The organism is Telluria sp. RB2R28, assembly GCF_059685835.1.
Map to the genome: position 1 here is coordinate 421972 of NZ_JCASIK010000001.1, position 24996 is coordinate 446967.

The following is a 24996-nucleotide window of genomic DNA, read 5'->3' on the forward strand; positions in this document are numbered from 1 at the left end:
GTCAGGATTCCTTTTCAAGCGCTGCGTGAAGCGACAGTCTTACCGCGCGAAATTCGCGTGCCAGGTCGGCCAGCAGCGGGGCGCCGCTGTCCACATTACCGCTGCGTCCCAGTTGTTCGAGTTCGCGGCACAGGCTTGACAAGTGCGTGGCGCCGATATTGGCGCTGGCCGATTTGAGGCCGTGGGCCACGCGCCGCACGCTCTCGGCATCGCCTTCGCCCAGCGCCTGGCGCAGCGCATGCAACTGGCGCGGCGTGTCGCCGACATAGGCGGCGATCACCTTCTGCACGAGCGCCTCGCCGTCGTCGCGGCTCAGGGAGCGGATATTGTCCAGGGCGGCGCGATTGATCGGGTCGGCGCCTGGTTCGATTCGCGTGGGTGCAGGTGCGGTCGCCGGCGCAGGCCGGGCTGACGGCAGCGGCATCGCCGGCGCGATCTCGACGACCGGCTCGTCGCCATGCTCGCGCGCCGACAGCAGCGGCATCGTGATCCAGCGGCCGATGACGGTGGCCAGCTGCTGCTGGGTGAAAGGCTTGGACAGATAGTCGTCCATGCCCGCCGCCAGGCAGGCTTCGCGGTCGCCCTGCAGCGCGTTGGCGGTAATGGCGATCACGGGTAGCCCGCGCTGGCGGCCCATCTCGCGCTCGTGGCGCCGGATCTCGCCGGTGGCCGCAAAGCCGTCCATCACCGGCATCTGGCAATCCATCAGCACCGCATCCCAGCGGCCTTCGTGCACGGCGCGCAGCGCTTCCTGGCCGTTTTTCGCGCAGCCCGTTTCGAGGCCCAGGCTTTCCAGCATCGCGCGGGCGACTTCGACGTTGACCGGGTTGTCCTCGGCCAGCAGCACGCGCCGCGCACGTTTGACCGGATGCAGCGCTGGTTCCTGGTCGCTGCCTTCAGCCGGCGGCGCGGCCGGCCGTTGCAGCCGGGCCGCCCGCACCGCCAGACACGCATACAGATCGGCCGCGCGCGCCGGTTTGACCAGCTGGTATGCCACGCCCGCTTCGCGCCGCTGTACCGGATCGGCGGCCAGCCGTTCGGGGCTGAGCAGGACCAGGTGCGTGTCGCGCGCCAGCGGTTCGGCGCGCACTGCGGCGGCCAGGGCCAGGCCGCTGGTCCCGCGCAGTTCCATGTCCAGCACCGCGGCATCGTAGGGCCGGCCGGCGCGGGCCGCGTTGACCAGCCACTCGAACGCGAGCGCGCCACCGACGTCGTCGCACTGCGCATGCCACGCCGTCAGCTGCTGCACCAGCGCCTTGCGGCTGGCGTCCTGCTCGTCGACGACCAGCACGCGCAAGCCATCGAGTGTGTTGAGGTGATGGCCGGGCGCGTCCGGGTCGACCCGGTGCTTGTCGAAGCTGACCGTGAACCAGAAGACCGAACCGCGCTGCTGTGCGTTCTCGACCCCGATGGCGCCGTTCATCAGTTCGACGATCTGCTTTGAAATCGCCAGCCCAAGGCCGGTGCCGCCGTACTTGCGGGTGGTGGAGTCGTCGGCCTGCGAGAAGGCGTTGAACAGGCGCGCCCGCGCTTCGCGCGAAATGCCGATGCCGGTGTCGTGCACCTCGAAGCGCAGCACGACCTGTTGCGGGTCCTCGCCCGCCACGCGCACGCGCGCCAGGATGCGGCCATCGTCGGTGAACTTGAGCGCGTTGCCCAGCAGGTTGGCCAGGATCTGGCGCAGCCGGTTCGGATCGCCGCAGATCGCCACCGGGATGTCGTTGGCGATGTCGAAGTCGCATGCCAGGCCCTTGGCCGCGGCTTGCGGCGTGTAGACCTTGTGGATCTCGTCGAGCAGATCCCACAGGTTGAAGTTGATGTACTCGATGGTGAGCTTGCCGGCTTCGATCTTGGAAAAATCGAGGATGTCGTTGATGATCACCAGGAGGTGCTCGCCCGAGCGTTTCACCAGCTGTGTGTAGTTGCGCTGGGCGTCGGTCAGCGACGTGGCCAGCAGCATGTCGGTCATGCCCAGCACGCCGTTCATCGGGGTGCGGATCTCGTGGCTCATCGTGGCCAGAAAACCGCTCTTGGCGCGGCTGGCCGCTTCGGCCGCATTCTTGGCTTTCTCGAGCTGCTCGGTGCGCACGCCCACCTGGCGTTCGAGCTCGTCGCGGTGGTGCAGCAGGGCAGCGCCGCGCTCTTCGATCTGCGCCAGCATGCCATTGAAGCTGTCGATCAGCACGCCCAGTTCATCGCTGCGCGTGTGCGGGATGCGCAGGCCGTAGTTCTGGCTGGCCGAGACCTTGTGCGCGGCCTGGATCAGCTTCGTGATCGGCTCGGCGATGCTGTGCTTGAGCCGTCCGGCCAGCACCAGCGACACGAGCAGCGCCGCGCCCATCGCCAGCCCGATCACGCCCAGGCTGGTGGCGATGTCGAGCCACATCGGCAACAGGTCGGCCTCGATCATCACCGCGCCCACCACCAGCTCGCCGTGGCGCACTGCCTGCACCACGCGCATGTGGCGCGCCAGCAGCGCGCGGCCACCGCGGTTGATCCGCTCGAGCGTGGCGGCCTCGATGTCGTCGAGCGGCGCGAGGGCGGCGGCCTGGCGCCCCGGCGTGTGGTAGGTGGCGATGGGTTGGCCGAAACGGTCGTACAGCACGGCGGCCGAGACGCTCTGGCGGGCTTCGAGGGCCGAGAGTGTCGCGCCGGCCTGCTTGCGGTCGACCAGCATCAGGTCGCCGGCGCAGGCCGCGCCGATGACGCGCGCGAACGCCGTCAGTTGCGCGGCTTCGGCGCGCCGGTGATTGTGGATGGAGGTGACGGCAAACGCGGCGAACACGAACAGCAACGCCGTCGCGGTCGAGAGCAGCGAGATGATGGTCAGCTTCCGGTTCAGGCTCGAGCGCTCGAAGTTCGGCATCGCAATTCCCGCGGTGGGCACAGCGGCAGGACCTGCACGACGCGGATCCTCCGCGCGGGCAAGAGCCCGCAGGAAAAAAATATACGGGGTAGGGGCGTGCGCGGCTTTGCGTGAACGCAAAGGGGGCGGGCGAACCGGGTTCATGTTGCAAACACGCCCAAATTGCGAGGGAGGGCGTAGATTGGGTGCTGAAGGCTGGATGGACTGGTCAGGATGGCGACGTTCCACTCCCATTCACCAAAAACGTAACTAACCAACGGTAGTGATTGTGACCACCAAAAAGCGGCGATCATGGCCGGGCCCTGCCCATGACGCCTCATGCGCGACCGCAGAGGGCAGCAGTGTAATGCCCAGGTCGATACTGGGATGGTGATTCACTCCCCTGGTAATGGTTGGAAACGCGGGCGGCGTGCGCACATCGACGCCGCCCGGCAGGTTACGGCAAATCGGGAATCAGTCGATTTCGCTGACGAACTGGTCGAGCGGACGGCGCACTTTCGCCAGGCCTGCGAGCCAGTCATCTTCGGTCTTGCGGTAGCCCAGCGGCAGAATGACCACGCTACGCAGGTGACGATCGCCCAGGTTCAGGATGCTGTCGACCGCGGCCGGATCGAAGCCTTCCATCGGCGTGCAATCGACTTCCTCGAAGGCGGCGGCGATCATCGCCGCACTGAAACCGATGTAGGCCTGGCGCGCTGCGTGCTCGAAGTTCACCTGGGCATCGCGGCCCGGGTAAGTCGACAGCAGCTGCTGGCGATAAGCTTCCCAGCCTTCGTTGCGGAACCCGCGCACTTCGTTGGTCAGGTCGAACATGTGGTTGATCCGCTCGGGCGTGTAGTTGTCCCAGGCGGCAAAGACCAGCAGGTGCGAGGCATCGACCACTTGCGCCTGATTCCAGGCGACGTCCTTGATCTTGGCGCGCAGCGCCTGATTCTTCACGATCAGGATTTCATAGGGCTGCAGGCCGGACGACGTCGGCGCCAGGCGCGCCGCTTCGATGATCCGGTCCATCTTATCCTGCGGCACCTTGCGTGTCGGGTCCATCGCCTTGGTGGCGTAGCGCCAGTTCAGTTTGTCGAGCAATTCCATACGATTCCTTTCGAATGAGAGATGCTCTATTGTATTTTTTCTCAGTAGATAGATAAACTACGATTCTGGCAAATGATTTGTTCTTGAGGAGACAAGATGGCGAGAAAGTTCGATCACCTGGCCGATGTCGAGGTGTTTCTGAGTGTCGTCGAGCACGGCTCGTTCAGTGCAGCGGCCATCGTGCTGTCAACGACGCCGTCGGTGCTGAGCCGGGCCCTGTCGCGACTCGAAGCACGGCTCGGCACACAGCTCTTGCGCCGGACCACGCGCAGCCTCAGCCTTACCGACGCCGGCCAGCGCTACGCCAACGAGGCACGCGACGCCTTTGCCCGGCTTGGGCAGGCAGAGCAGGCGATGCGCAGCACGACGGCGCAACTGAGCGGCAAGGTACGCATGAGCGTGTCGACCGGGTACGGGCAGCAGCGCCTGCCGCCGATACTGGCCGCCTATGCGCGCGCCTATCCGCTGGTCGAACTGGACGTCGATATCACCAACCGCAACGTCGATCTGGTGGCCGAGGGATTCGACCTGGCGATCCGCTCCGGCCCGCTGCCGAGCAGCACGATGGCGTCGCGCCAGCTCGAAGCATCGCCACTGTGCCTGCTGGCTTCCCCAGCCTATTTGGAGACCGCCGGATCGCTGGCAACGCTCGACGACCTGGCGCGCCAGCAGTGCATCGCCTTCGTCCGGCCCAACACCGGACGGGTGTTTCCCTGGCAGTTGCGCGATGGCGGGCGCGACATCGACTGGATCCCCCCAGCGTCAGTGATGGTCTCGACCGACGCGATGGGCGTCATATGGCTGGCCGAGCAGGGAATGGGCATCGCGCTGTGCCCGCGCCTGTTTGCCGAAGCCAGCCTGGCGGCCGGACAGCTGGCGGAGATATTGCCGCAGCTAAGTGGCCGCACACGCGCATTCTCGGTCGTCTATCCGGCCCACCGTGGCCTGTCGGCAGCATCGCGCGCGCTGATCGACATGCTCGTGGCGGCCCGGGCAAGTTCAAACAGCCGGGGTCAGGTCTGACATTTGGACACGGGCTCTTCCGTAGTCCGTTCACAAGGTCGTTCATAAACAGGCTATTGTTGAACTCGTGTCCGAATGTCAGACCTGACCCCGGCTGTGATTCTGGTTGCTGGTCAGGCCAAGCGGCAACTTTCATTCTCAAATACTGGAGCCAGTGTGCATAACGAATTACCCGCTAAATCTGCCAGCGTCCAGGTCCATCAGGCCAGCCTCGCGGATCTTGATTTGCTCGTGCCGATGTTTGACCAATATCGCCAGTTTTACGACCGGGACAGCAATCCCGCCGCAGTGCGAACGTTCCTGGCAGAGCGTTTAACGAATGGTGATTCGGTCCTGTTTCTTGCGCAGGATGGCGAGGAAACGCTTGGATTTACTCAGCTGTATCCGAGCTTTTCATCCGTATCAATGGCCCCAACTTTTATACTCAACGATCTGTTTGTCGCAGAAAACGCTCGCCGCCGCGGTGTCGGCAAGGCCCTGATCGACGCTGCGATACGGCATGGCAAGGCGACTGGCGCGATCCGCTTGGGCTTGTCCACCGCAAAAGCCAATGAGACCGCACAGACGCTGTATCAGGAGACCGGCTGGGTACGCGAAGAGGCCTTTGTAGCGTACAACCTTGGCCTGCTTGACTGAGGCAACCTCAGACCGTATCGCGTTCTGGCAGCGCTGGCTCGCAAGGCGTGGCCGAGTTCCTGGTAGCGAACCCCCTGTCATGAAAAAACCCCAAAAGTTGACATTCAACTTTTGGGGTTTTCAGTTCACGCGGCGTCGCCTCGACGACGCGCAGCCGCTACAGGCTCAGCAGCACGAAGCCCGGCTTCCCCCGTACCGCGCCTCCTGGCGCTCACGGAAGAACTCCTCGTACGTCATCGCCGGCTCATCCGGATGCGTGCGCTCCATGTGCGCCAGGTACGTGTCGTACTCGGGCAGGCCGACCATCAGGCGCAGCGACTGCCCGAGATAACTGCCGGCCTGCTTCAGGGTGCCGAACATCAGGTCACCTGCGGTGCGGGCATGGCGACGTACGGCGACTCTTTTGCGGTCGTGCCATTCGCCTTGCGGGCATCCATCACCGTGCGCAGGCCATAGAACAGCACGGCCAGCACGACGAAGATGAAGAAGCCGGCCAGGCTGGCGTTGACGTAGTCGTTGAAGATGATCCGTTCCATCTCGACGATCGACTTGGCCGGTGCCAGGATCGTGCCGGCGTCGTGCGCGGCCTGGTACTTGTTGGCGTGCGCCACGAAGCCGATGCGCGGGTCGTCGTGGAAGATCTTCTGGTAGCCCGCCGTCAGCGTGCAGGCCAGCAGCCACACGGTTGGCAGCGCAGTGACCCATGCGTACTGGCCGCGCTTCATCTTGAACAGTACGCAGGTGCCGAGCATCAGCGCAATACCGGCCAGCATCTGGTTGGCGATGCCGAACAGCGGCCACAAGGTGTTGATGCCGCCCAGCGGGTCGACCACGCCCTGGTACAGGAAGTAACCCCAGGCCGCCACGCACAGGCCGGTGGCCAGCAGGTTGGCCGGCAGCGAATCGGTGCGCTTGAGCGATGGTGCGAACGCGCCCAGCAGATCCTGCAGCATGAAGCGGCCGGCGCGGGTGCCTGCGTCCACGGCGGTCAGGATGAACAGCGCCTCGAACAGGATCGCGAAGTGGTACCAGAACGCCATCATGGTCTGGCCACCGACCAGGTTCGACAGGATGTGGGCCATGCCCACGGCCAGCGTCGGTGCGCCGCCGGCGCGCGAGATGATCGTGTGTTCGCCAACGTCACGGGCCATTTGCTCCAGCGCTTCCGGCGTGATCACGAAGCCCATCTGCGAGACGGCAGCGGCGGCCGATTGCGCCGTGGTGCCCAGCAGGGCGGCCGGGCTGTTCATGGCGAAGTAGACGCCCGGGTCGATGGTCGACGCAGCGATCAGCGCCATCATGGCGACAAAACTTTCCATCAGCATGCCGCCGTAGCCGATGAAGCGCGCCTGCGTTTCATTTTCCAGCATCTTCGGCGTGGTGCCCGAGGCGATCAGTGCGTGGAAGCCCGACACGGCGCCGCAGGCGATGGTGATGAACAGGAACGGGAAGATGCCGCCCGACCAGACCGGGCCCGAACCATCGACGAACTTCGTCACGGCCGGCATGCGCAGGTCCGGTGCGACGACCAGGATACCGATCGCCAGCGCCAGGATGGTGCCGATCTTGAGGAAGGTCGACAGGTAGTCGCGCGGCGCCAGCAGCAGCCACACGGGAATCACGGCGGCGACAAAGCCGTAGCCGATCAGCATCCAGGTCAGTTCGGTGCCGGTGAAGGTGAACATTGGGCCCCAGACTGGCGAATCGTGCACCCACTGGCCGCCGATGATGGCGAGCATCAGCAACACGAAGCCGATCAGCGAAATCTCGCCGATGCGACCCACCCGCACATAGCGCGAGTAGATGCCCATGAACAGCGCGATCGGGATCGTGGCCATCACGGTGAAGGTGCCCCACGGCGAACCGGTGAGCGCTTTCACGACGATCAGGGCCAGCACGGCCAGGATGATCACCATGATCATGAAGGTGCCGAGCAGCGCGATCATGCCAGGGATCTCGCCCATTTCGGATTTGATCAGGTCACCGAGCGAGCGGCCGTCGCGGCGCGTGGACATGAACAGCACGATGAAATCCTGCACCGCACCGGCGAACACGACGCCGGCCAGAATCCACATCATGCCTGGCAGGTAGCCCATCTGCGCGGCGAGCACGGGGCCCACCAGCGGGCCGGCGCCGGCAATCGCGGCGAAGTGGTGACCGAACAAAACGTTTTTGTTGGTCGGCACGTAATCAAGGCCATCGTTGAACTTGTGGGCCGGTGTCTGGCGGGTAGCGTCGAGCCCCAGCACCTTGTTGGCGATGAACTTCGAGTAGAAGCGGTAAGCGATGAGATAGACGCAGCCGGCGGCCGCGACGATCCAGATGGCATTGATGGTTTCACCGCGTTTGAGCGCGATGTAGCCGAGCGAAAACGCGCCCAGGATGGACAAGGCGATCCATCCGAGCATGCTCGTCATTTTCTTCATTGGTGACTCCTCCGATATGGATTGATGCTTCGTACGCCAGTACATGCCGGCGCCATTCTTTACAGCATGGCAATGAGTATCTTGCACAATTATCAGGACTGCAAGCGTAACAATTACGCAGGTGCTACGTACCACTACGTAGGACGCATGCCCGTAACGCACGTAAAATGCCTTGCTTTCCCCAACAGAAGGCAGTCGGCCCATGCGGCTCAAGCAAAAAGTCATCATGCTGGCGGTCGCGCCGCTGGTCGTGGCCCTGTGCGCGATTACCCTCTACGTGCGCCAGCAGGCTGTCACTCTGGCGCAACAGCAGCGCGACACGATTGGCAGCGCCTACCTGGCCAGCAAGGAGGCCGAGCTGCGCCACTATGTCGAGCTGGCCACGCGCTCGATCGCGCACCTGACCCAGAGCGGGCGCAGTGACCCGGCCACGCAGGCCGAGGCAATCCGTATCCTGTCGTCGCTGAGCTACGGCGGCGACGGTTACTTCTTCGTGTATGACACGCGTGGCAAGAACCTCGCGCATCCGCGCCAGCCCGAACTGGTCGGCACCGACATGTGGAACTGGCGCGACTCGACCGGCTCCCTGACCATCCAGCGCCTGATCGGGCTGGCACAGGGCGGTGGCGGCTTCCTGCGCTACACGTGGGCCAAGCCGTCGAGCAAGACGGCGGCGCCCAAGCTCGGCTACGTGGTGCCGGTCGCGCACTGGGGCTGGGTCATGGGCACCGGCATCTATCTCGACGATGTCGAGGCGGCGTTGGCGCTGGTCGAAGCCCAGCAGTCGCGCAACAGCGACCAGACGCTGCTGTGGATGGCGGTGCTGGCCACGCTGGCGACAATCGGCGTGGCCGGTGGCGGGCTGGCGCTGAACATCAGCGAAGGGCGCCTGGCCGACGCCAAGCTGCGCGCGCTGGCCCAGCGCGTGGTGGAGTCGCAGGAAGAGGAGCGGGCGCGCCTGTCGCGCGACCTGCACGACGGGATCAGCCAGGCGCTGGTCTCGGTCAAGCTGCAGCTGGAGGCGGGCATCATCCGCCTCGACGGCGACGCCGGCAAGCGCGAACAGGCGCGCACGGGCCTGGAGCGCACCGTCGACCAGGTCAACACGGTGCTGGGCGAAGTGCGCCGCATCTCGCACGACCTGCGCCCGACGCTGCTCGACGACATGGGCCTGGCGCCCGCGCTGGAATATCTGGCCCGCGAATTCGGCGAGGACGCCGGCACGCCGGTGCGCTTTCGCGCGGCCGGCGCCGTGGATGCGCTGCCCGACATGGTCGGCACGGTGCTGTTTCGCATCGCGCAAGAGGCGCTGACCAATGTCGAGCGCCACGCCCAGGCGAGCACCATCGAGCTCTCGCTCGAGCGCGTGGCCAACCGCGTCAGCCTGTCGATTGCCGACGATGGCGTGGGCTTCGACACCGATGATGTGGCCGTGCACCCGAAGCGGGGCATCGGCTTGAGGAATATGATGGAACGGATGGAAGCGATCGGCGGACGCCTGTCGGTCGATTCGACGTCCAGCGGCACCAGCGTGGTGGCCAGCATCGACTTGAAGGAGTAGGGCAGTGAACGGTGAAACGAAAGAAGTGAAGATTCTGCTGGTGGACGACCACCCTTTAGTGCGCGACGGTCTGCGCGCGCGGCTCGAGTCGGCGCCGCACCTGAACGTCGTGGCCGAAGCCGGTTCGAGCGCCGAGGCGCTCGAGCGCGCCGGCGAATACCATCCCGATTTGGTACTAATGGACGTGAACATGCGCGGCGGCAGTGGTATCGAAGCCACGTTCCAGCTCACGGCGCGTTTTCCCGGCATTGCGGTCCTGATGTTGTCAATGCACGACAAACCGGAATACGTCAGCCAGGCGATGGGCGCCGGTGCCCGCGGTTACGTGCTCAAGGATGCGCCGGGCAAGGACATCGTGCTGGCCATCGACACCGTCATGGGCGGCGGCATTTATTACAGCGCCGCACTGGCACGCCAGCTGGCCAATCCGGCCGTGCCGAGCGACCAGCTCACGGCGCGCGAGCACGAAGTACTGGGGCATATCGCCGCCGGCCAGTCGAACAAGCAGATCGCGCGCGACCTCGACCTGTCAGTGCGCACGGTCGAAACGCACCGCCTGAACATCAAGCGCAAGCTGGGTATCGAAGGCCAGGCAGAGCTGATCCGGTTCGCGGTCCAGCGCGCCGGTGGTAACTGATGGTCAATACGGGCTGTCCGGTAGGAAACTTCGATTTGCTTTATGGCATTCGGTGCAATAAGATTGCCTGGATACTACTTTGAAACTTTCCATGGCAGAGCAGGAAACATATCCGCTGGTGGCAATCGAGCCGGTCGCGAATGCGCAAAATGAATGGGTCGCGCTCAACGTGCGCCTGGCACCGGGCGCCGACCTGTCGCAGCGCCTGCACACCGTGTTCGGCACGCCCGACCTGTTGGCCGCCGTCGCGCCACTCGACTGCCTGCTGACGCTGGACGACCCGCTCCCATTGACCGCCGAGGTGCTGGCGCTGTTGCCCGCCGATCGCGTCGGTGTCGTGATCGACGCAAACGCGCTGGCCACCGATGGCGTGGCGCAAAAGCTCGTCGAACTGCATGCCTGTGGTTACCGTATCTGGCTGGACGGCGACATTCCCGACGGCGTCACCGCGCCGCCCGCGCTGCGCTCGGTCGCGCGCAACTGCCGCGTCGCCCCGTTGCCGCCTGGGCGCCTGGTGGCCCTGTTCGCCCCGCACATCGCCTATGGCGTCGACAGCGCGCGCCGCTTCTTCGGTTGCGAGATCGCCGGCTTCGACTGGTTCATCGGCGACTACGCCTACGATCCCGACATCGCGCCGTCGCCCGACGACGACGGCAGTTCGCGCCGCCGCATCCTCACGCTGCTCGGTTTGCTAGCGCGCGACGCCGACTCGTGCGAGCTCGAAGAGCAAGTCAAGCAGGATCCGGCACTGGCCTACAACCTGCTCAAACTGGTCAATTCGGCCGCGTTCACCGTCGCCACGCAAGTGACCAGCTTTGGCCAGGCGATCACGGTGCTTGGCCGGCGCCAGTTGCAGCGCTGGCTGCAACTGCTGCTGTACGCGCGCCAGCAACCGGACGGCCTGCCCAACCTGCTGCTGCCGCTGGCCGCGCGCCGCGGCGCCCAGCTCGAAGCGCTCGCGCGCCTGCAGGGCGACGATCGCGACGCGCAAGATTTGGCGTTCATGACCGGCGTGTTCTCGCTACTCGACCGGCTGCTGCACATGCCCATGTCCGAGATCGCGGCCGAGCTCTACCTGCCCGAGGACGTCTACGGCGCGCTCGTGCACCACAGCGGCCAGCTGGGTGCGTGGCTCGACCTGGTCGACGCCAATCCGACCGAGGCCGTGCTGCAGGCGGCCGGCGTGAGCCTTGAACACTGGTGGAGCAGCCAGCTGCATGCCTACCACTGGGCAATCGAGGTAGGCCGCAATGTCTGACGTGCGTGATCTGGCCCCAACGGCCTTCGTCCAGGGCACGAGCGCCGTCGGCGACGCCGTCCTGCGCCTGCGCGGCGACGCGCTGGCCACGGAGCTGGGTCGCCTGGCGCGCATCCTGACAGGCAGCGCACAGGGCCGATTCGTGGCCGGTCCGGGCCTGGTCGACCCCGGTCCGCCGGGCGGACGCGTGCTGCGCCACGCGGTGGCCGTGGGCCTCGAACAATTCGGCTGGTATGAAGTGAGCGGGGTTGACGACCATGCCGAGGCCAGCGCGCACGCGCTTGCCGCGCTCGCGCAGCTGACGGCGAGCCTGATGCAGATGCACTCGCTGGCGCAGCGCTCGACCCACGCCTACGCCCAGATGGAAGCGCAACTGGCGCACCAGTCGCAGATCCTCGACCAGATCCACGAGTCGGTGCTGACGATGGACCAGATGGGCTACATCACCAGCTGGAATCGGGGCGCCGAACGCCTGTTCGGCTACACGTCGTTCGAAGCGGTGGGCCGCAACATCCTGTTCTTGTACGCCGATGAAGACCTGGGCGACGAGGAGGGCGGCGCGCTGCCTGACCTGTTCGCCGAGCACGGCGGGCGCATGATGGAGGTGAAACGCCGCAAGAAGTCGGGCGACATCTTCTGGGCCAGCCTGTCGCTCTCGCCGCTGCGCGACCTGGCCGGCCGCCCGAACGGCCTGATCGCCTACCTGACCGACATCACCGAGCGCAAGCAGGCCGAAGAACAGCTGCACCACCTGGCCTACTACGACGAGCTGACCGGCCTGCCGAACCGCACGCTGTTCGCGCGCCTGGTCGACCAGGCCCTGATGGTGGCCCAGCGCAACGAGACGGCCGGCTGCATCCTGTTCATCGACCTGAACCGCTTCAAGCGCATCAACGACACGCTGGGCCGGCGCATCGGCGACGAACTGCTCAAGCAGGTCGGCCAGCGCCTCAAGGCCGCGCTGCGCGACGAAGACCTGGTGGCGCGCCTGTCGGGCGACGAATACGCAGTGGGCCTGGCCGACGTGCGCCAGCACTTCGAAGCCACCACGGTGGCGCAGAAACTGCAGGCCGCGCTCGACGCGCCCTTCATGATCGGCGGCCACGATCTGCGCGTGGGCGCCAGCATCGGCATCAGCGTCTACCCGCAGGATGGCAACGACGCCGAAACGCTGCTGGCGCTGGCCGACATCGCGATGGAACGGGCCAAGGGCGACGATGCCAACCCCGACCGCAGCGTCGCGTTCTACAGCCAGGACATGAACAAGGGCATGCAAGAGCGCATGCGCATCGAATCCGGCCTGCGCCATGCGCTGGGCAATGGCGAGCTGGTGCTGTACTACCAGCCGAAGTTCGAAATCGCCAGCGGCCGCCTGGTGGGCGCGGAAGCGCTGGTGCGCTGGATGCATCCCGAGCGCGGCATCGTGCCACCCGGCGAATTCATCCCGCTGGCCGAAACCACGGGCCTGATCGTGCAGGTGGGTGAGTGGGTGCTGGAAGAAGCCTGCGCGCAGGCGTCGATCTGGCAGCGCTCGGGCATCGCCCCGTTCCGGGTGGCGGTGAACGTGTCGGCCCGCGAGTTCACGCCATCGCTGCCGGAACGCGTGGCCACCACGCTGCGGCGTTATCAGCTCGACCCGTCGTGGCTGGAGCTGGAAATCACCGAGAGCACGCTGATGCACGACGTGGATCGCGTGACGGCGATCATGGACCAGATCACGGCGCTGGGCGTGTCGTTGTCGCTGGACGACTTCGGGACTGGGTTCTCTAGCCTGTCGTATCTGAAGCGGTTCCCGATTCATACCTTGAAGATCGACCGGTCGTTTACGATGGGGATACCGGCGGATGGGAGTGACTGCGCGATTGCGGGGACGATCATCAGCATGGCGCGGCAGTTGTGTTTGCGTGTGATTGCTGAGGGTGTCGAGACGCTGGATCAGCTCGCGTTCTTGCGCGGAGCAGGGTGTGATGAGGTGCAGGGGTATTTGTATGCGGCGCCGTTGCCGGCGTATGCGTTCGAGAAGGCGTTGAGAGAGAATTGGGCGTTGGTGGGGTGAGAGGGCAGAACTCCCTCACACAGCCGCTGATTATGTATAATGCCGTGCAACAGGAAGCGTGGCCGAGTGGTTGAAGGCAGCAGTCTTGAAAACTGCCGACGGTGTGAGCCGTTCGTGAGTTCGAATCTCACCGCTTCCGCCAGAATTTTGAAGAAGATCTTGGTTTTTAAAGGGGTTTTAACATCTAGGTTTTTTAACCCCCATTCCTACCCACGTGAATACGTGCGGCCATGCGGTTTTACCGCGTCAGTGCGCTAGCAGTCTCAGCGCTTCATTGAAGTCAGTTTGCAAAAATTTTTCGGTGTCAGCGCCACCGCCTCTTAGCAAGTATCGACACGTCTGTATCTAAGAATTTTCGCTTTGGGACGAGGTAAGTGAGACAGCAAGGAACGCAACTCTAGGCATTTGTAATCTAGGGAACGCAAGTTCGCGGCGGATGAGAAATTTGTTGCATTATTGCAATAACCTGATAGTGTTTTTCTGCTGCGCAGAAAGTCCGGGCTTCATTTTTTGGAATTACATCTTCGTAAAACCACTTTGAAGTTTGTGATGCTGAATTGACCAGTTGAACCTGCCATTGAAACATCACATCTTGCCACTACAAGAAAATTCTTTGTCAATACTTATAAATTGTATAGCGTTTCCTTTGGTTGATTGATATTATCGTTTCTGTTAGCCACCAATAGTTGTTAACACATACCTTCTGCGCGCCTCAAAGAAATCAGCATCGATGTCTAGCGTAAGTTATCAAACATAAACCGCCGCTTGTAGGATGACGAGCTTACGCGACATGCAGTCTCAACAGACAGCCCCAGTTGGCATCGACGCTTGGGAGCGCGTTCTGGTGCGTCATTTTCTTGCAGTCGGCCTGGACGGCAATGCAGCTGATATTCGCACCCTGGAAGTGAGTCCGGTTACGCTAGCGCTTGCTTGCGGGATGAATCCAAGTTGCGCGGATGAAGTTGAAGAAGCGTTTCGCACCACGCTGTTGAGTGACAAGATATATCTGTGGAGAGCCTTGATTGAAGGGTCTACGAGGCGACCATCCCAGGACGTTCCGAACTGCTTCGCCCCCCTTGCGTTGACGCTGCTGGTCGCGGGCCGGTTGGGCGGTGATGGATACGAAAATGACCAGTTTCGAGGAAAACTAGCCGCGTGGTTCAAGGTCGAGCGCAAGTTCAGTAACCTTGCCGGAGTCAAGCTAATGTGGGAACAGCTAGCGTCGTGGCTCGCCGTGCAGTCCTCGGCAGGGCGGCCGTTCAAGCGGCTGGTCTTGCCCGAATACCCCTCAACATGGCGCCATATTGGCTTTACGCTGCGGCTGTCGTTTCCCAACCGTACCGACGTCAGTACCGTGGGGCGTGTCCTTGCGCACTCTAAAAACGATCTCGACAATCCCATGGCCGTTATTCGCGCCTTCTGGGAGTACGCAAACAAGAGAAGCTTTTCGTTGGGCCTCGCAGAGGCTTTCAATAACTTCGAGACTGCGTATTACAAACAACAACGACGCGCGCTCGCTGAGCATCGGTTCTGGAGTCTAATCAACCATGTTCGCAAAGCGCACTCAAAGAGCGCGCCGTCTGCCCAGATCGAGATTGCGTTCACTGTCGACGATGAGCGGGAATTTAGCGTCGAGCTCGAAGCCAGCGAGGAGATCCGCCCTTATCAAACGTTGGCAGCTGCCCTGGCCGATCAATACGTTCGCAAAAGTCCCAATCTAAGCGCGAGCGTGTCACGCGGTCTGGTGTTTTTCAAAGAAAGCGGCAGAGGCCGCTGGACCGCAGAGCCGAACCTGGGCAAATGTCGAGGCCTGGTACTGGTCGCCTATCACGACAACATCGCTTCGCGCACGTCAAGTCGGCTGGGGCGAACCGTCCAATATGGACAATGGCGTCTGACTGTTGATCCTCTCAGCGCCGAGAAGCTCCACGACGAGTTCGTACGGTGCGGGTTGTTGGGCGACGATGTCGCGCTATTTCGGCCTGCGGTATCAGACGGTATCCGAGTCAATGGGGCCTGGCTAGGACTGCCGGGCTTCCTCCCGCAGATTACATCAGATACCTCCGACGTTCGCATCGCTTCCTGGTCAGGCGAACCCGGACTGACCATATCTGCGGCCGACGACCTTCGACTCGCGGCTCGATGCCCGGTTTCTGGAACTTGCGTAATCGAACCCCGGCTTGCGTCGGGAGAGCGCGAGCCGCACTGGCGGTTAAACCTGCAATTTGTCGATCGCGCGGTGCCTCATTTTGAACTCGGCGGTGCGCGACGAGGTCAACCGCTGCTCCTGGATTGGATTCGCTCGACTACAGACCCCGCCAGCGGCGTGGTCTGTAGTGTCCCCGCTACGCTTGGGTGGGGCCGCGCCGATGACGCGCTCGAATGGCTGCTCGAGTCCATCTATGCCCACGGGGCCAGTGGATGGAACGAAGCTCGCATCGTTGACTTGGTCAAGCGATCTAATGAGGAGGCGAACGCAGCCCCGTGGCGCACGTTAAGAATGCTGCAGGACGGCGGCGTCATCGAGCCGCGGCTGCGGCAGGGATGGAAGGGAAGGGTCTGGACGCTGTCAGCTCCGCGCATCGTCAGCGCAGACAGCTCGGCTGGACTTGTCGCTCTGGCGGAAGGCGCCTTCTGTGCGCAGATGCTTGACGCCTTTGTCATCGCGGCAAAGGCGATGGGTGCCACGCCGTTCCGGCTGCCGGGCGCTGCGCGTTGGTCTGTGCCGGTCGTTGGCGCAATCGGCGCAGATCCAGAACAACTGGCGCGCGTAATGCAGTGGGAGCACGTGATCGAACCCGAGGTGCCAGGGAACAGAGCGCTTGCGTTGGCCGCAACCGAGCGGCATGCGGAACATTATAAGACTTCGGCTTCATGGAGCTGGCGCAACCGCCGCTTCCTCAGCGCCGGAGCGGATGCAGCAAAGGTCACCTTGACGTTGCTCTCTCATCGCGCCGATACCGACCACGACGTGTATCGCGTCGAATCGCAGGGCACCCGCACGCATTACCTATCCCGTTGTGCCGCGATTGTCGCCGCGCACGCTGCAGCGTCGGTGCCCTTATTCGAATTCGATGGACAGCGCTTAATTGTCCTGGGGCGGGACGGCGCGCTTCCCGATGCCGTCAGTTGTGCGTTGCGCAGGCGAATACTTGCGAGCGGCGGATTCGATGACGGCGTCTACGCCTACCCGGCAACGACAAACGATGCCCGCTGGGTTGCTGCATTATTGCCCGGATGCGTTTCAGGCCTGAAAGACGGGGTAGCGCTCGCACCAGGTGCAGCGCTTTCTCGGGTACGGCGCTCCAATGGAGCGCTGCGGCCCCAATGGATAGATGGACATTTGACACTTTAGCGTGAGTAAGGCGAACAACCACGATGGCATCTAATTTAATTTGGTATGCGGGGCGCTGCCTCAAGCGCTATGAGCATGGCAAGCCCGCGCTGCTCGAAGCGGCGGTCCAGCAAGTCGGCGGCGTATGGCAGCCGATCGAAAATCGCAAGGCCCTGTTCAAGAATATGGAAAGCTTGGAGTGGCGCTCCAACGAAGCGCGGAATGTGCGCCCGTCCGAGTGGGTTGCTTTTAAACTCGCCACCGCGACAAGTGAGAGGACAAAACCATGGCAGGTCGGGCAGCATCGCCGCCTGTACTGGTATGTCGATCTTTCAGCAGAAGGCGGTCAAGAACAGGTGCATCGGCGGCTGACGGCAGAAGGCGTCAAAATGCCGCATCCAACCGGCACATGGATTGTGCGTTGCGCGAACGATGAAGTGCTCCTGCTCGACTTGAAACAGCAGGACGGCACCGCCCATCTGGCGAGCAGCCTCAGCAAGGTTCCGGCGTACCGTTTTGATCCGGCGTGCATGACGACGATGCAGACCGGCGACGGTGACATCGAGCTTTATGATTTGAACAGCTCCGTCGTCAAAGTCATCTACGATTGGACCAGCGACGATGCGTTTGCGCTGCGCATCGCCCGCGCTGCAGCCAGCGCCGGCGACGTCCAGGCGCACGATCTCGTCTCATGGCTTGAAGGGTTCGCAAAGGGTCGAACGCTGACATCAGTCGATCCGTCCGATGTCGGTGCAGCGAATGACGCCATTCGCGCTGGCAAGATGGCCAAGCGCCTTGTCGATGATCAGGAGCTGCTTCGCAAGTTCATCGATGCGTTCACCTTGGACGAACGTATCGGCGGCGTCATCAGGGCCTACGCCGCGCAGACAGCTGAACAGGAAAGGAAAGCGGCGCGAAACAAGGCCGAGAAAGCCGTCGAGCAGGAAATGGCGGCGCTGCGTGACTTGAAACTGCGCCAAATCGATAGCGAACTGCGCAACATCAAGCAGGCGCAACTGGCGCAGCTCGAGGATTCTCGCACGCGGCGTTTGAAAGAGTTCAAGGACGAGTTCGATCAGCGACAGGCCGCTGACGAAGAAGCGCTGCGGCGCGGCGCAGGCGCGCGGCTCAGCGCCGTTGAGGCCACGGTCCAGGACCTCGAACGCCGCCGCGCTGCAATCATCGAACAGTCAGCGCAACTGGAGGAGGAGAACGAAGAGGCTCGCCGTTCCCTGGAACCGCTCGTCGGTGCAGCAAGCGAAGCCAACAGCGCGCTTGAGGCGATTCGGCGCGAGGCGGTCGAGGTCCACGAGGCGCTCTTAGCCGAGCGGGCGACATTGACTGCGCTCCAGATGAAGTATCCGGCACCGCGGCTGTCCGCCGCCGCCACAACTGTCTCGCCCGCTATGTTCGGAGAAAAAGTCGCAGCGTCCAAGCTGTTGTCGGAGGAGGGTAAGGGGCTTATGGTGCAGTTCGCCGCGCTTATGCTGGGAGGCGAGGTTCCGGTGCTGTGCGGGCCAGGCGTGCGCGATTTTCTGGCGGTCGCCGAAATGATGCTGTCGGCGGGGCGCGCTATACGAATGGAAGCAGACCCAACCATGATAACCTTTGAAGACCTCTGGGTGCGTCCAGGCCTCGGCGCGTCCACTGCGCTCGGATATGCGCTGCGCAGCGCCGCCGGCGCGTCGGGCGAACCGCGAACCAGTCTCGCTGTCATCGAACGCGCGGAACGCTCGGGCGCGCGCTTCTGGCATCCAGCGCTGTCCAATTGTGCCGAACAAGGCGATTTGCCGCGACGCATGCTGCTGTGCGCAACCGTCGAAGACGCAAGCTGCGAGGAGGCGTTGGCGCTCTTCGCTCACGCTGTGTGCCTGGAGGTCAACGGCGCACTGGCGTCTAATGCGGGACTCCGCCTGGCGATGGAGAAAGCGGATACCGCAACGCAGAGGGACGAGCTCGATCCTGGCACGGCTCGAGCCGACGCTACGCGGGCTGCTGCCGACCTCATTGATCATGTGAAGACGCTGGGGCCGGCCCGCAGCGCCAGAGCGATGCGCGTCCTGGCGCAGGCGCGCGACATGGACAGGGGTGCACCGGCAGCACCGTTCATTAAACTTTTCATGATTTCTGGCGGTGCCGCCGCCAACCCTCTGCGGAGCGTTTCCAATGCTTGACCCGATCGGCGGTTTCGACCGTATCAAAGATTTTTTCATCTCCTACGTGGAGACCAGCTTTCGCATTTCCAACCCGGCCGCATCCGCAGCGCGCCGCTCGCTGCTGAACTCGCTCGGCGCGTTTACGACCGAGCCGTTTATTGAACCGGTGCTGCGATACAAGAGCGACGGCGTCAAACTGGAAGACTTAGCGAAGAGAACAGACGGCCCTCTTGAGCCGCTCTCCGAAAAAGGGCGTCGGGCTTTCGCTGAACTTGCCCTGTCGGGCCTGTTCGATGGCAAGCCCAGCAGCGGTGACATTCGGCGCGCTTCCAAGTACGCACCGTACCGCCATCAACTCGAAATGCTCGCGCGCGGCGTGCGGCCCGGGCATCCCGGCGTCGTCACATCCGGCACGGGTTCAGGCAAGACCGAAAGCTTCATGTTGCCGGTGCTCGCTGCGATTGCGAATGAAGCTGTCAACTGGAAAAGCCCCGAACAGAACTATATGACGAAACAGTGGTGGCGCAGCGACGATGCTGACTGGTCGCTGGCGCGCGCCGGCGAGCGCCGCCATGCGGCGGTCCGAGCCCTGGTGCTTTACCCAATGAACGCGCTCGTCGAAGACCAGATGGTGCGTTTGCGCCGCACCCTCGATTCGGAAGACGCGCGTGCGGTCATGACCGAACGGTTTAGTGGAAATCGCGTGTTCTTCGGACAGTACACGAGTGGCATCGAGGTGACGGGACATCAAAAGCATCCACGGCTTACTAATGACATCGATGAGAAAAAGCGACGCAGGCGGCGCCTGACGAAGTTGCGCGCAGCAATGCAGCGCGCCGAACAGGACCAGGTGGCGGCGCGCAAGCATGACGCGAATGAAACGCAGCGCTTCAATGCGGCGCGCGCGCTAGCCGAGCAGGAGGGAAGCGAAGAGCCGAAACAACCAGAGGTAACGCGGTACATTTTCCCTGCGCTGGACGGTGGAGAAATGTTGTCGCGGTGGGACATGCAGGAGACGCCTCCTGACCTGTTGATCACGAACGCATCGATGCTTGGCGCAATGCTTTCGCGTGAGGTCGAAGACCCCATCTTCGACGGCACGCGCGAGTGGCTAATGAACAATGATGACGCCTATTTTTACCTCGTGTTTGACGAATTGCACCTGGTGCGCGGATCCGCAGGGACAGAGGTGTCGTTCCTGGCGAAAGCGCTCATCGAGAGGCTGGGCCTGGCCGACCCCAAGCACCGGCACAAATTGCGCATCCTTGCATCGTCAGCGTCGATGCCGATGGATGGCGACGACGGTCAGCGCTCCAGGCAATATTTGCGCGATATGTTCGCGCCCTACGGCACGAGCGTTGCAGCGGGCGACCCAGGCAGAGACGACGCTGACTTCTGGGAAACGTGCGTCGTCGAGGGTTCCCCGAACATTCCGAACTGGGACCACGGAAAGCTCGATGCTGCACCGTTTGAATCCCTGTTCAAGGTGGCGCTCGGCTCGCGCCTGGATTTTCTCGCAAAACTGACGGGCACGCCAGAACTCACCCATGCGCTCAAGGCAGCTGCGGCAGCGCTCGCTGTCAAAGAAGACGACGAGGAAAAGCGGGTAGCCAGAGTTGCCGAGGCGGCCGCGGCTGCCCTCACGAATGCATGCCGTGAAAAGAACAAGGTGCGCGCTTCCTCCGCTTCCGTTATCAGCGCACGACTTTTCAAGGAAGATGTGCATGACGTTGACGCTGCGCTTCGCGGCCTGATGCTGGCGCGCGCCTTGCCGGAATCAAAAATTTGGAAAGCGCCTGTGGCGCCCGATACGCCAGCGTTCCGTGTGCACACTTTCATCCGCAATATCGAAGGGCTGTTCGGCGCGCCTACCACAACGTCAGACGGCATTGTCTTTGACGATCTAACGGTCGAACGAGGTCTGTCGCACGCGCCGCCGCGCGCCGGTCAAGCAAAGGGCAGAAGGCTGTTTGAACTCTTGTATTGTGAAGCGTGCGGCGACATGTTACTCGGCGGTCAGCGCGCAGATCCCAAATCTAAGATGGCGACCGAATTGCTGCCGTCCTCGGGCAACCTGGAAAACCTCCCTGAACGTGCTGCCAACGATTACTACGACCGGATGACGTTTGACGAGTTCGCGGTATTCTGGCCGCGTCGCGGGACGCCAATGCTTCCGGAATACGACTACGACGCATGGGACCAGGCCCATCTGGATCCGCATTCCGGGGTCGTTACCTGCGGCGCGGAGATCCCGGCAGGTCACGTTGGCGGATATCTATATTTTCAAAAAGATGAAGCCATTGGCGGTGGCAAGGGCAAGAAAACCAAGGGCGAACCTAAGCATGCCAAGACTGCTCAGCCGTTTTGCTGTCCTAAGTGCGGCACTGATTATTCGCGCAGGCCCGCTTCAAACCGTCAACGCTCGCCGATCCGCGCCTTCCGCACCGGTGTTTCCAAAGCATCCCAGCTTGTTGCAACTGAAATGTTCGAGCTGCTTCACGCCGTCGGTGCCGAGCCGAAGGGGATCTGCTTCTCGGACAGTCGGCAGGACGCCGCCAACCAAGCGCTCAACATTGAGGAAATGCATCTGCGCGATCTGCGGCGCGAAGTGCTAGTAGCGGCCGCGCGCGACCGTGTGGAGAAGCAATCAAGCGAGCACCTCAGCGAGGAAGACTTCGGAGAAATGATGGATCGCCTGTTGAAGGCACGCGACTTCGACGCAGTGCAGGAGCTGTCTAAGCGGTTCAATGGGCAGAGGGAAGGGGACCAAATTCGTGCCTCCCGCAAAGTCGCGCTCAAAGATCTGCTGAACGGAGTCAATGGCGCGGGCGTGGGCGATATTGTCGCTGCATTCGTCAAAATGGGCATTCACCCTTTTGACAAGCATGGACGCGCATCGTTCGGTAACCAGCCATGGCACAGCCTGTTTAGTGAGTCTGAAAAAGGGGGCGTCGACTATGCAGACACCTTGACTGGTGCCGCCCAGTCGGATCTGACGTCAAAAATACTCGAACAGCAGTACGAGCTCAATGATGAGGTGATTTTCGCCAATACGTTTTACGCGCTCGAGGAGACGGGCCTGGGATACCCATGCTTGGCCGATCTTGCTGGCGAAAACCAGAATGAGATGGATGCCTGGCTGCGCGTGTTTGCCGGAGCCTACCGTGTCAAGGACAACCATTTTGTCGAGGACGACAAAATGCGCGAGTGGGTCATGGGCAGCGATGTTCCAAAGTCAAATCGTGTCAGGAAGATCGCTGACAAGGCGTTTCCGCTTGACCCCGTCGCGGGTCTCACGTACTTGCTGCAGCGCTTTTCGCTGGCCGGCCATCGGTCCGGTTTGTTCAGTATCGAGCAGCTTTGCATCAGGGTGGCGGCCGAAAAGGATCCGTACTGGCGGTGCCTCAACTGTGAACGCGTGCATTTGCACACCGGCTTCGGTTTGTGCACCCGCTGCGGGGAAGCGCTTGAAAAGACGCCAGTCGGCTACGCCGGCGACCTGTGGACGACCAATTTCCTTGGAAAACGGATCGTTCGCGGCGCAGCCGATGGCGTGCCGCGCTTCCGCCTTCGGGTTGAAGAGCTGACCGGGCAAACAGAAGACTTCGCTGACAGACTGCGCAAGTTCAAAGGCATTTTCGTCAATGGAGAAAGCGAAACCGAAAAACGCGCCAACGCGATCGACATGCTGTCCGTGACCACTACGATGGAAGTGGGGATCGACATCGGTGCACTGCAATCAGTCTACCAGGCGAACATGCCGCCGCAGCGGTTCAACTACCAGCAGCGCGTCGGCCGCGCCGGCCGCCGCGCTCAGGCGTTTTCGTTTGTTGTGACTTTCTGCCGCGGGCGGTCGCACGATGCGTATTATTTTGCGCATCCTCACGCCATTACGGGCGACGCTCCGCCCCCGCCATTTTTGGCCGTTGAACACGATCCCATCCCGATGCGGCTGCTTCGCAAAGCGTGGCTGCGTGAAGCGTTTCAAAAGTTGAGGGGTGACTGTCACAAAGCCGACCAGTTATATCCTGGCGACGCGCTGACGCCGCCAGATGTCCACGGCGAGTACGTGACAACGCACGACTATTACCATGATCCCGCTGCAAGGTGGCCTGTTCGCCTGGAGGCTGCCCTGGTGGCCACGATGCCGGCACGCGACGCGTTCCTTAATGCGGCTGTCGTTGGGGAGCAGCGCACTCGACTGCTTGCCGATGCAAGCCCGTCCAATATCATCAAGGAAATCGAGTCGCTGCGGGATCATGCACCTGACGCTGAGGTCGGCTTGGCGAAATTCCTTGCCGAAGGAGGGCTTTTCCCAATGTATGGCATGCCGACCCGTGTCAAAAATCTTTACCTCGGTCTGCGGGAAGAGCGTGGCGAGAAAAATGAGTACGCATGGTCGACCATGGACCGCGATCTGGATATGGCTGTGCTCGAATACGCTCCAGGAAACTCCCTGGTAAAGGACAAGTTGCGTCACAAAGTGGTCGGGTTCACCAGCAACCTGACTGACCCGGTCAGTCGGGGCGCCTTGACCGCTAAAGCGGTGGGACGCTGGTGGGAGACGGCGTCGTACGTGGCGCTATGCTCGTCTTGCGGATCCGCCAAGATCATGGAAGAGGCCACTGAAGCGGATGCGTCATGCGAAGACTGTCAGGCTACCATTCCGAGTGACGCGTTTTTCCGCTACGTCACGCCAGCGGCCTTCCGCACGGACTTCAAACCTTCCTGCGATGAAGAAACAACGCCGAGACTTTCGCAACGGATGGTAGCGACCGTATTGAAGAAAGGATTCCCTGTTGACCAGGCCAACATGCGGATCTGGCGCGGGGCGGGCGCGACGATTTTGCAATTGAACGATGGACCAATGGACGCTGAAGGCGAGGCAACGCGCTTCACCGTCGACGAGACGGGGGACACGAGCGTTCCCATCCCGGGGCATGGGTCCACATTGAAATTGAAGGACGGGCAAGCCATTGAAACGAACGCACGCCAAAAGAACTCGTATCGATGGCAGTTGTCAGAACTGGGCCAGCAAGGCTTGAGGGTCGGTCTCGTCTCACGTAAGGAAACCGATGCGGTGTATCTGGAATTGCGTGAGTTTGACAGACGCCTCAATCTAGACTTCGTTGCGCGAAAAGGGTCGCATTCCGACATCGCTGCGCGCGCGGCAGCCATCAGCGCCACGCAAATCCTGGTGCAGCGGGCGGCGCTCGAGCTTGATGTCTCCCCGGAAGAGTTCGAAGCCCTGGAACCTCGGCTTCGAGGAGGCAAGCCGACGCTGCAGATTGCCGACGCTCTTATCAACGGGTCTGGTCTATGCCGCCGACTTGGCGAGCCGAGCGTGCCGGGCGGGCCTTCGTACATCGGACAAATCGTTGAGGCGATTTTGTCGCGCGACGACGGCTGGCCGCTCAAGGATTTTGTCGAGACGCAGCCACACGGCGTTCATCACCAGGACCAGTGCATGACGTCGTGCTATCGCTGCGTTCAACGGTTCAGCAATCGCAGCTATCACGGCTTGCTTGATTGGCGTCTGGGCCTGGCGTATCTACGCGCGTTGGTCAATCCAGCCTATGGCTGCGGACTCAATCCAGGAGAAGACGAGTTGCCTGAATTGACCGGATGGCGCACGCGGGCGCACGCACTGGCCGAAGAAGTGGCTTTGATGCGGCCGAGCGTGATGCACAGCGAAACGTTGCCTCATACCGGACTACCATGCATCGTTGAGCAGGGCGGCAAGGAAACTTGGCGCTACGTCGTGCTCCATCCTCTCTGGAAAAAGGATACGGAAGCGCTCAGGTCAATTTTGGGAAGCGACTACCAGGAGGGCATGATCTCTGTCGATGTCTATAATCTTGAGCGGCGTCCGCTTCGTGTGTTGGCGAATTTGAGAGAGCTGCGTGCGAGTCAATCGGAACAGTTCTCGGCCTAGTACTTTCAACTCACTAGAT

The 24996-nt window shown here is 62.4% G+C and carries 13 protein-coding genes and 1 tRNA gene; 10 read left to right on the top strand and 4 right to left on the bottom strand.

The window, feature by feature from the left end; all coding sequences use genetic code 11:
- Position 1: 1 nt before the first annotated feature.
- Both AC56LV_RS01845 and AC56LV_RS01850 read right to left on the bottom strand, forming a co-directional pair.
- Positions 2-2866, bottom strand: coding sequence for a hybrid sensor histidine kinase/response regulator (locus AC56LV_RS01845; protein WP_499555580.1), 2865 nt, complete (start codon positions 2864-2866; stop codon positions 2-4).
- 453 nt (positions 2867-3319) lie between these two features.
- A complete protein-coding gene (locus tag AC56LV_RS01850; protein WP_499555582.1) occupies positions 3320-3955 on the bottom strand; it encodes an NAD(P)H-dependent oxidoreductase in 636 nt (211 codons plus the stop codon).
- 96 nt (positions 3956-4051) lie between these two features.
- Between AC56LV_RS01850 and AC56LV_RS01855 the strand changes: the two genes are divergently transcribed.
- Both AC56LV_RS01855 and AC56LV_RS01860 read left to right on the top strand, forming a co-directional pair.
- Positions 4052-4978: a LysR family transcriptional regulator gene (locus AC56LV_RS01855; protein ID WP_499555584.1), complete on the top strand. Its 927-nt coding sequence runs from the start codon at positions 4052-4054 to the stop codon at positions 4976-4978.
- 75 nt (positions 4979-5053) lie between these two features.
- Positions 5054-5614 (top strand): GNAT family N-acetyltransferase, encoded by a 561-nt coding sequence (locus AC56LV_RS01860; protein ID WP_499555586.1) that lies wholly within the window; start codon positions 5054-5056, stop codon positions 5612-5614.
- 165 nt (positions 5615-5779) lie between these two features.
- Here the strand turns inward: AC56LV_RS01860 and AC56LV_RS01865 are convergent, their stop codons facing one another.
- Entirely contained in the window at positions 5780-5974 is a 195-nt protein-coding gene (locus AC56LV_RS01865) for a YbdD/YjiX family protein (protein WP_183550582.1), read from the bottom strand.
- Entirely contained in the window at positions 5974-8040 is a 2067-nt protein-coding gene (locus tag AC56LV_RS01870; protein WP_499555588.1) for a carbon starvation CstA family protein, read from the bottom strand. Before AC56LV_RS01870 ends, AC56LV_RS01865 begins: the two co-directional genes overlap by 1 nt.
- Positions 8041-8242: 202 nt before the next feature.
- On the opposite strand from AC56LV_RS01870, the gene AC56LV_RS01875 reads away from it, so the two are divergent.
- From AC56LV_RS01875 to AC56LV_RS01910, 8 genes are all read left to right on the top strand, one after another.
- The gene (locus tag AC56LV_RS01875; RefSeq protein ID WP_499555590.1) at positions 8243-9601 is read left to right on the top strand and encodes a cache domain-containing protein; all 1359 of its coding nucleotides are present in this window, start codon (positions 8243-8245) and stop codon (positions 9599-9601) included.
- Positions 9602-9605: 4 nt separating this feature from the next.
- Positions 9606-10238: a response regulator gene (locus AC56LV_RS01880; RefSeq protein WP_183550591.1), complete on the top strand. Its 633-nt coding sequence runs from the start codon at positions 9606-9608 to the stop codon at positions 10236-10238.
- Positions 10239-10317: 79 nt separating this feature from the next.
- Positions 10318-11496, top strand: coding sequence for an HDOD domain-containing protein (locus AC56LV_RS01885; protein ID WP_499555592.1), 1179 nt, complete (start codon positions 10318-10320; stop codon positions 11494-11496).
- Complete coding sequence (locus AC56LV_RS01890; protein ID WP_499555594.1) at positions 11489-13552, top strand: putative bifunctional diguanylate cyclase/phosphodiesterase; 2064 nt, start codon at positions 11489-11491, stop codon at positions 13550-13552. Before AC56LV_RS01885 ends, AC56LV_RS01890 begins: the two co-directional genes overlap by 8 nt.
- Positions 13553-13604: 52 nt before the next feature.
- Positions 13605-13694 (top strand) — tRNA-Ser (locus AC56LV_RS01895).
- 648 nt (positions 13695-14342) lie between these two features.
- Positions 14343-16907, top strand: coding sequence for a hypothetical protein (locus tag AC56LV_RS01900; RefSeq protein ID WP_499555596.1), 2565 nt, complete (start codon positions 14343-14345; stop codon positions 16905-16907).
- A 23-nt stretch (positions 16908-16930) separates the two neighbouring features.
- Positions 16931-19060, top strand: coding sequence for a coiled-coil domain-containing protein (locus AC56LV_RS01905; RefSeq protein WP_499555598.1), 2130 nt, complete (start codon positions 16931-16933; stop codon positions 19058-19060).
- A complete protein-coding gene (locus AC56LV_RS01910; RefSeq protein ID WP_499555600.1) occupies positions 19053-24977 on the top strand; it encodes a DEAD/DEAH box helicase in 5925 nt (1974 codons plus the stop codon). The genes AC56LV_RS01905 and AC56LV_RS01910 overlap by 8 nt, the downstream gene beginning before the upstream one ends.
- The last annotated feature ends 19 nt before the right edge of the window (positions 24978-24996 follow it).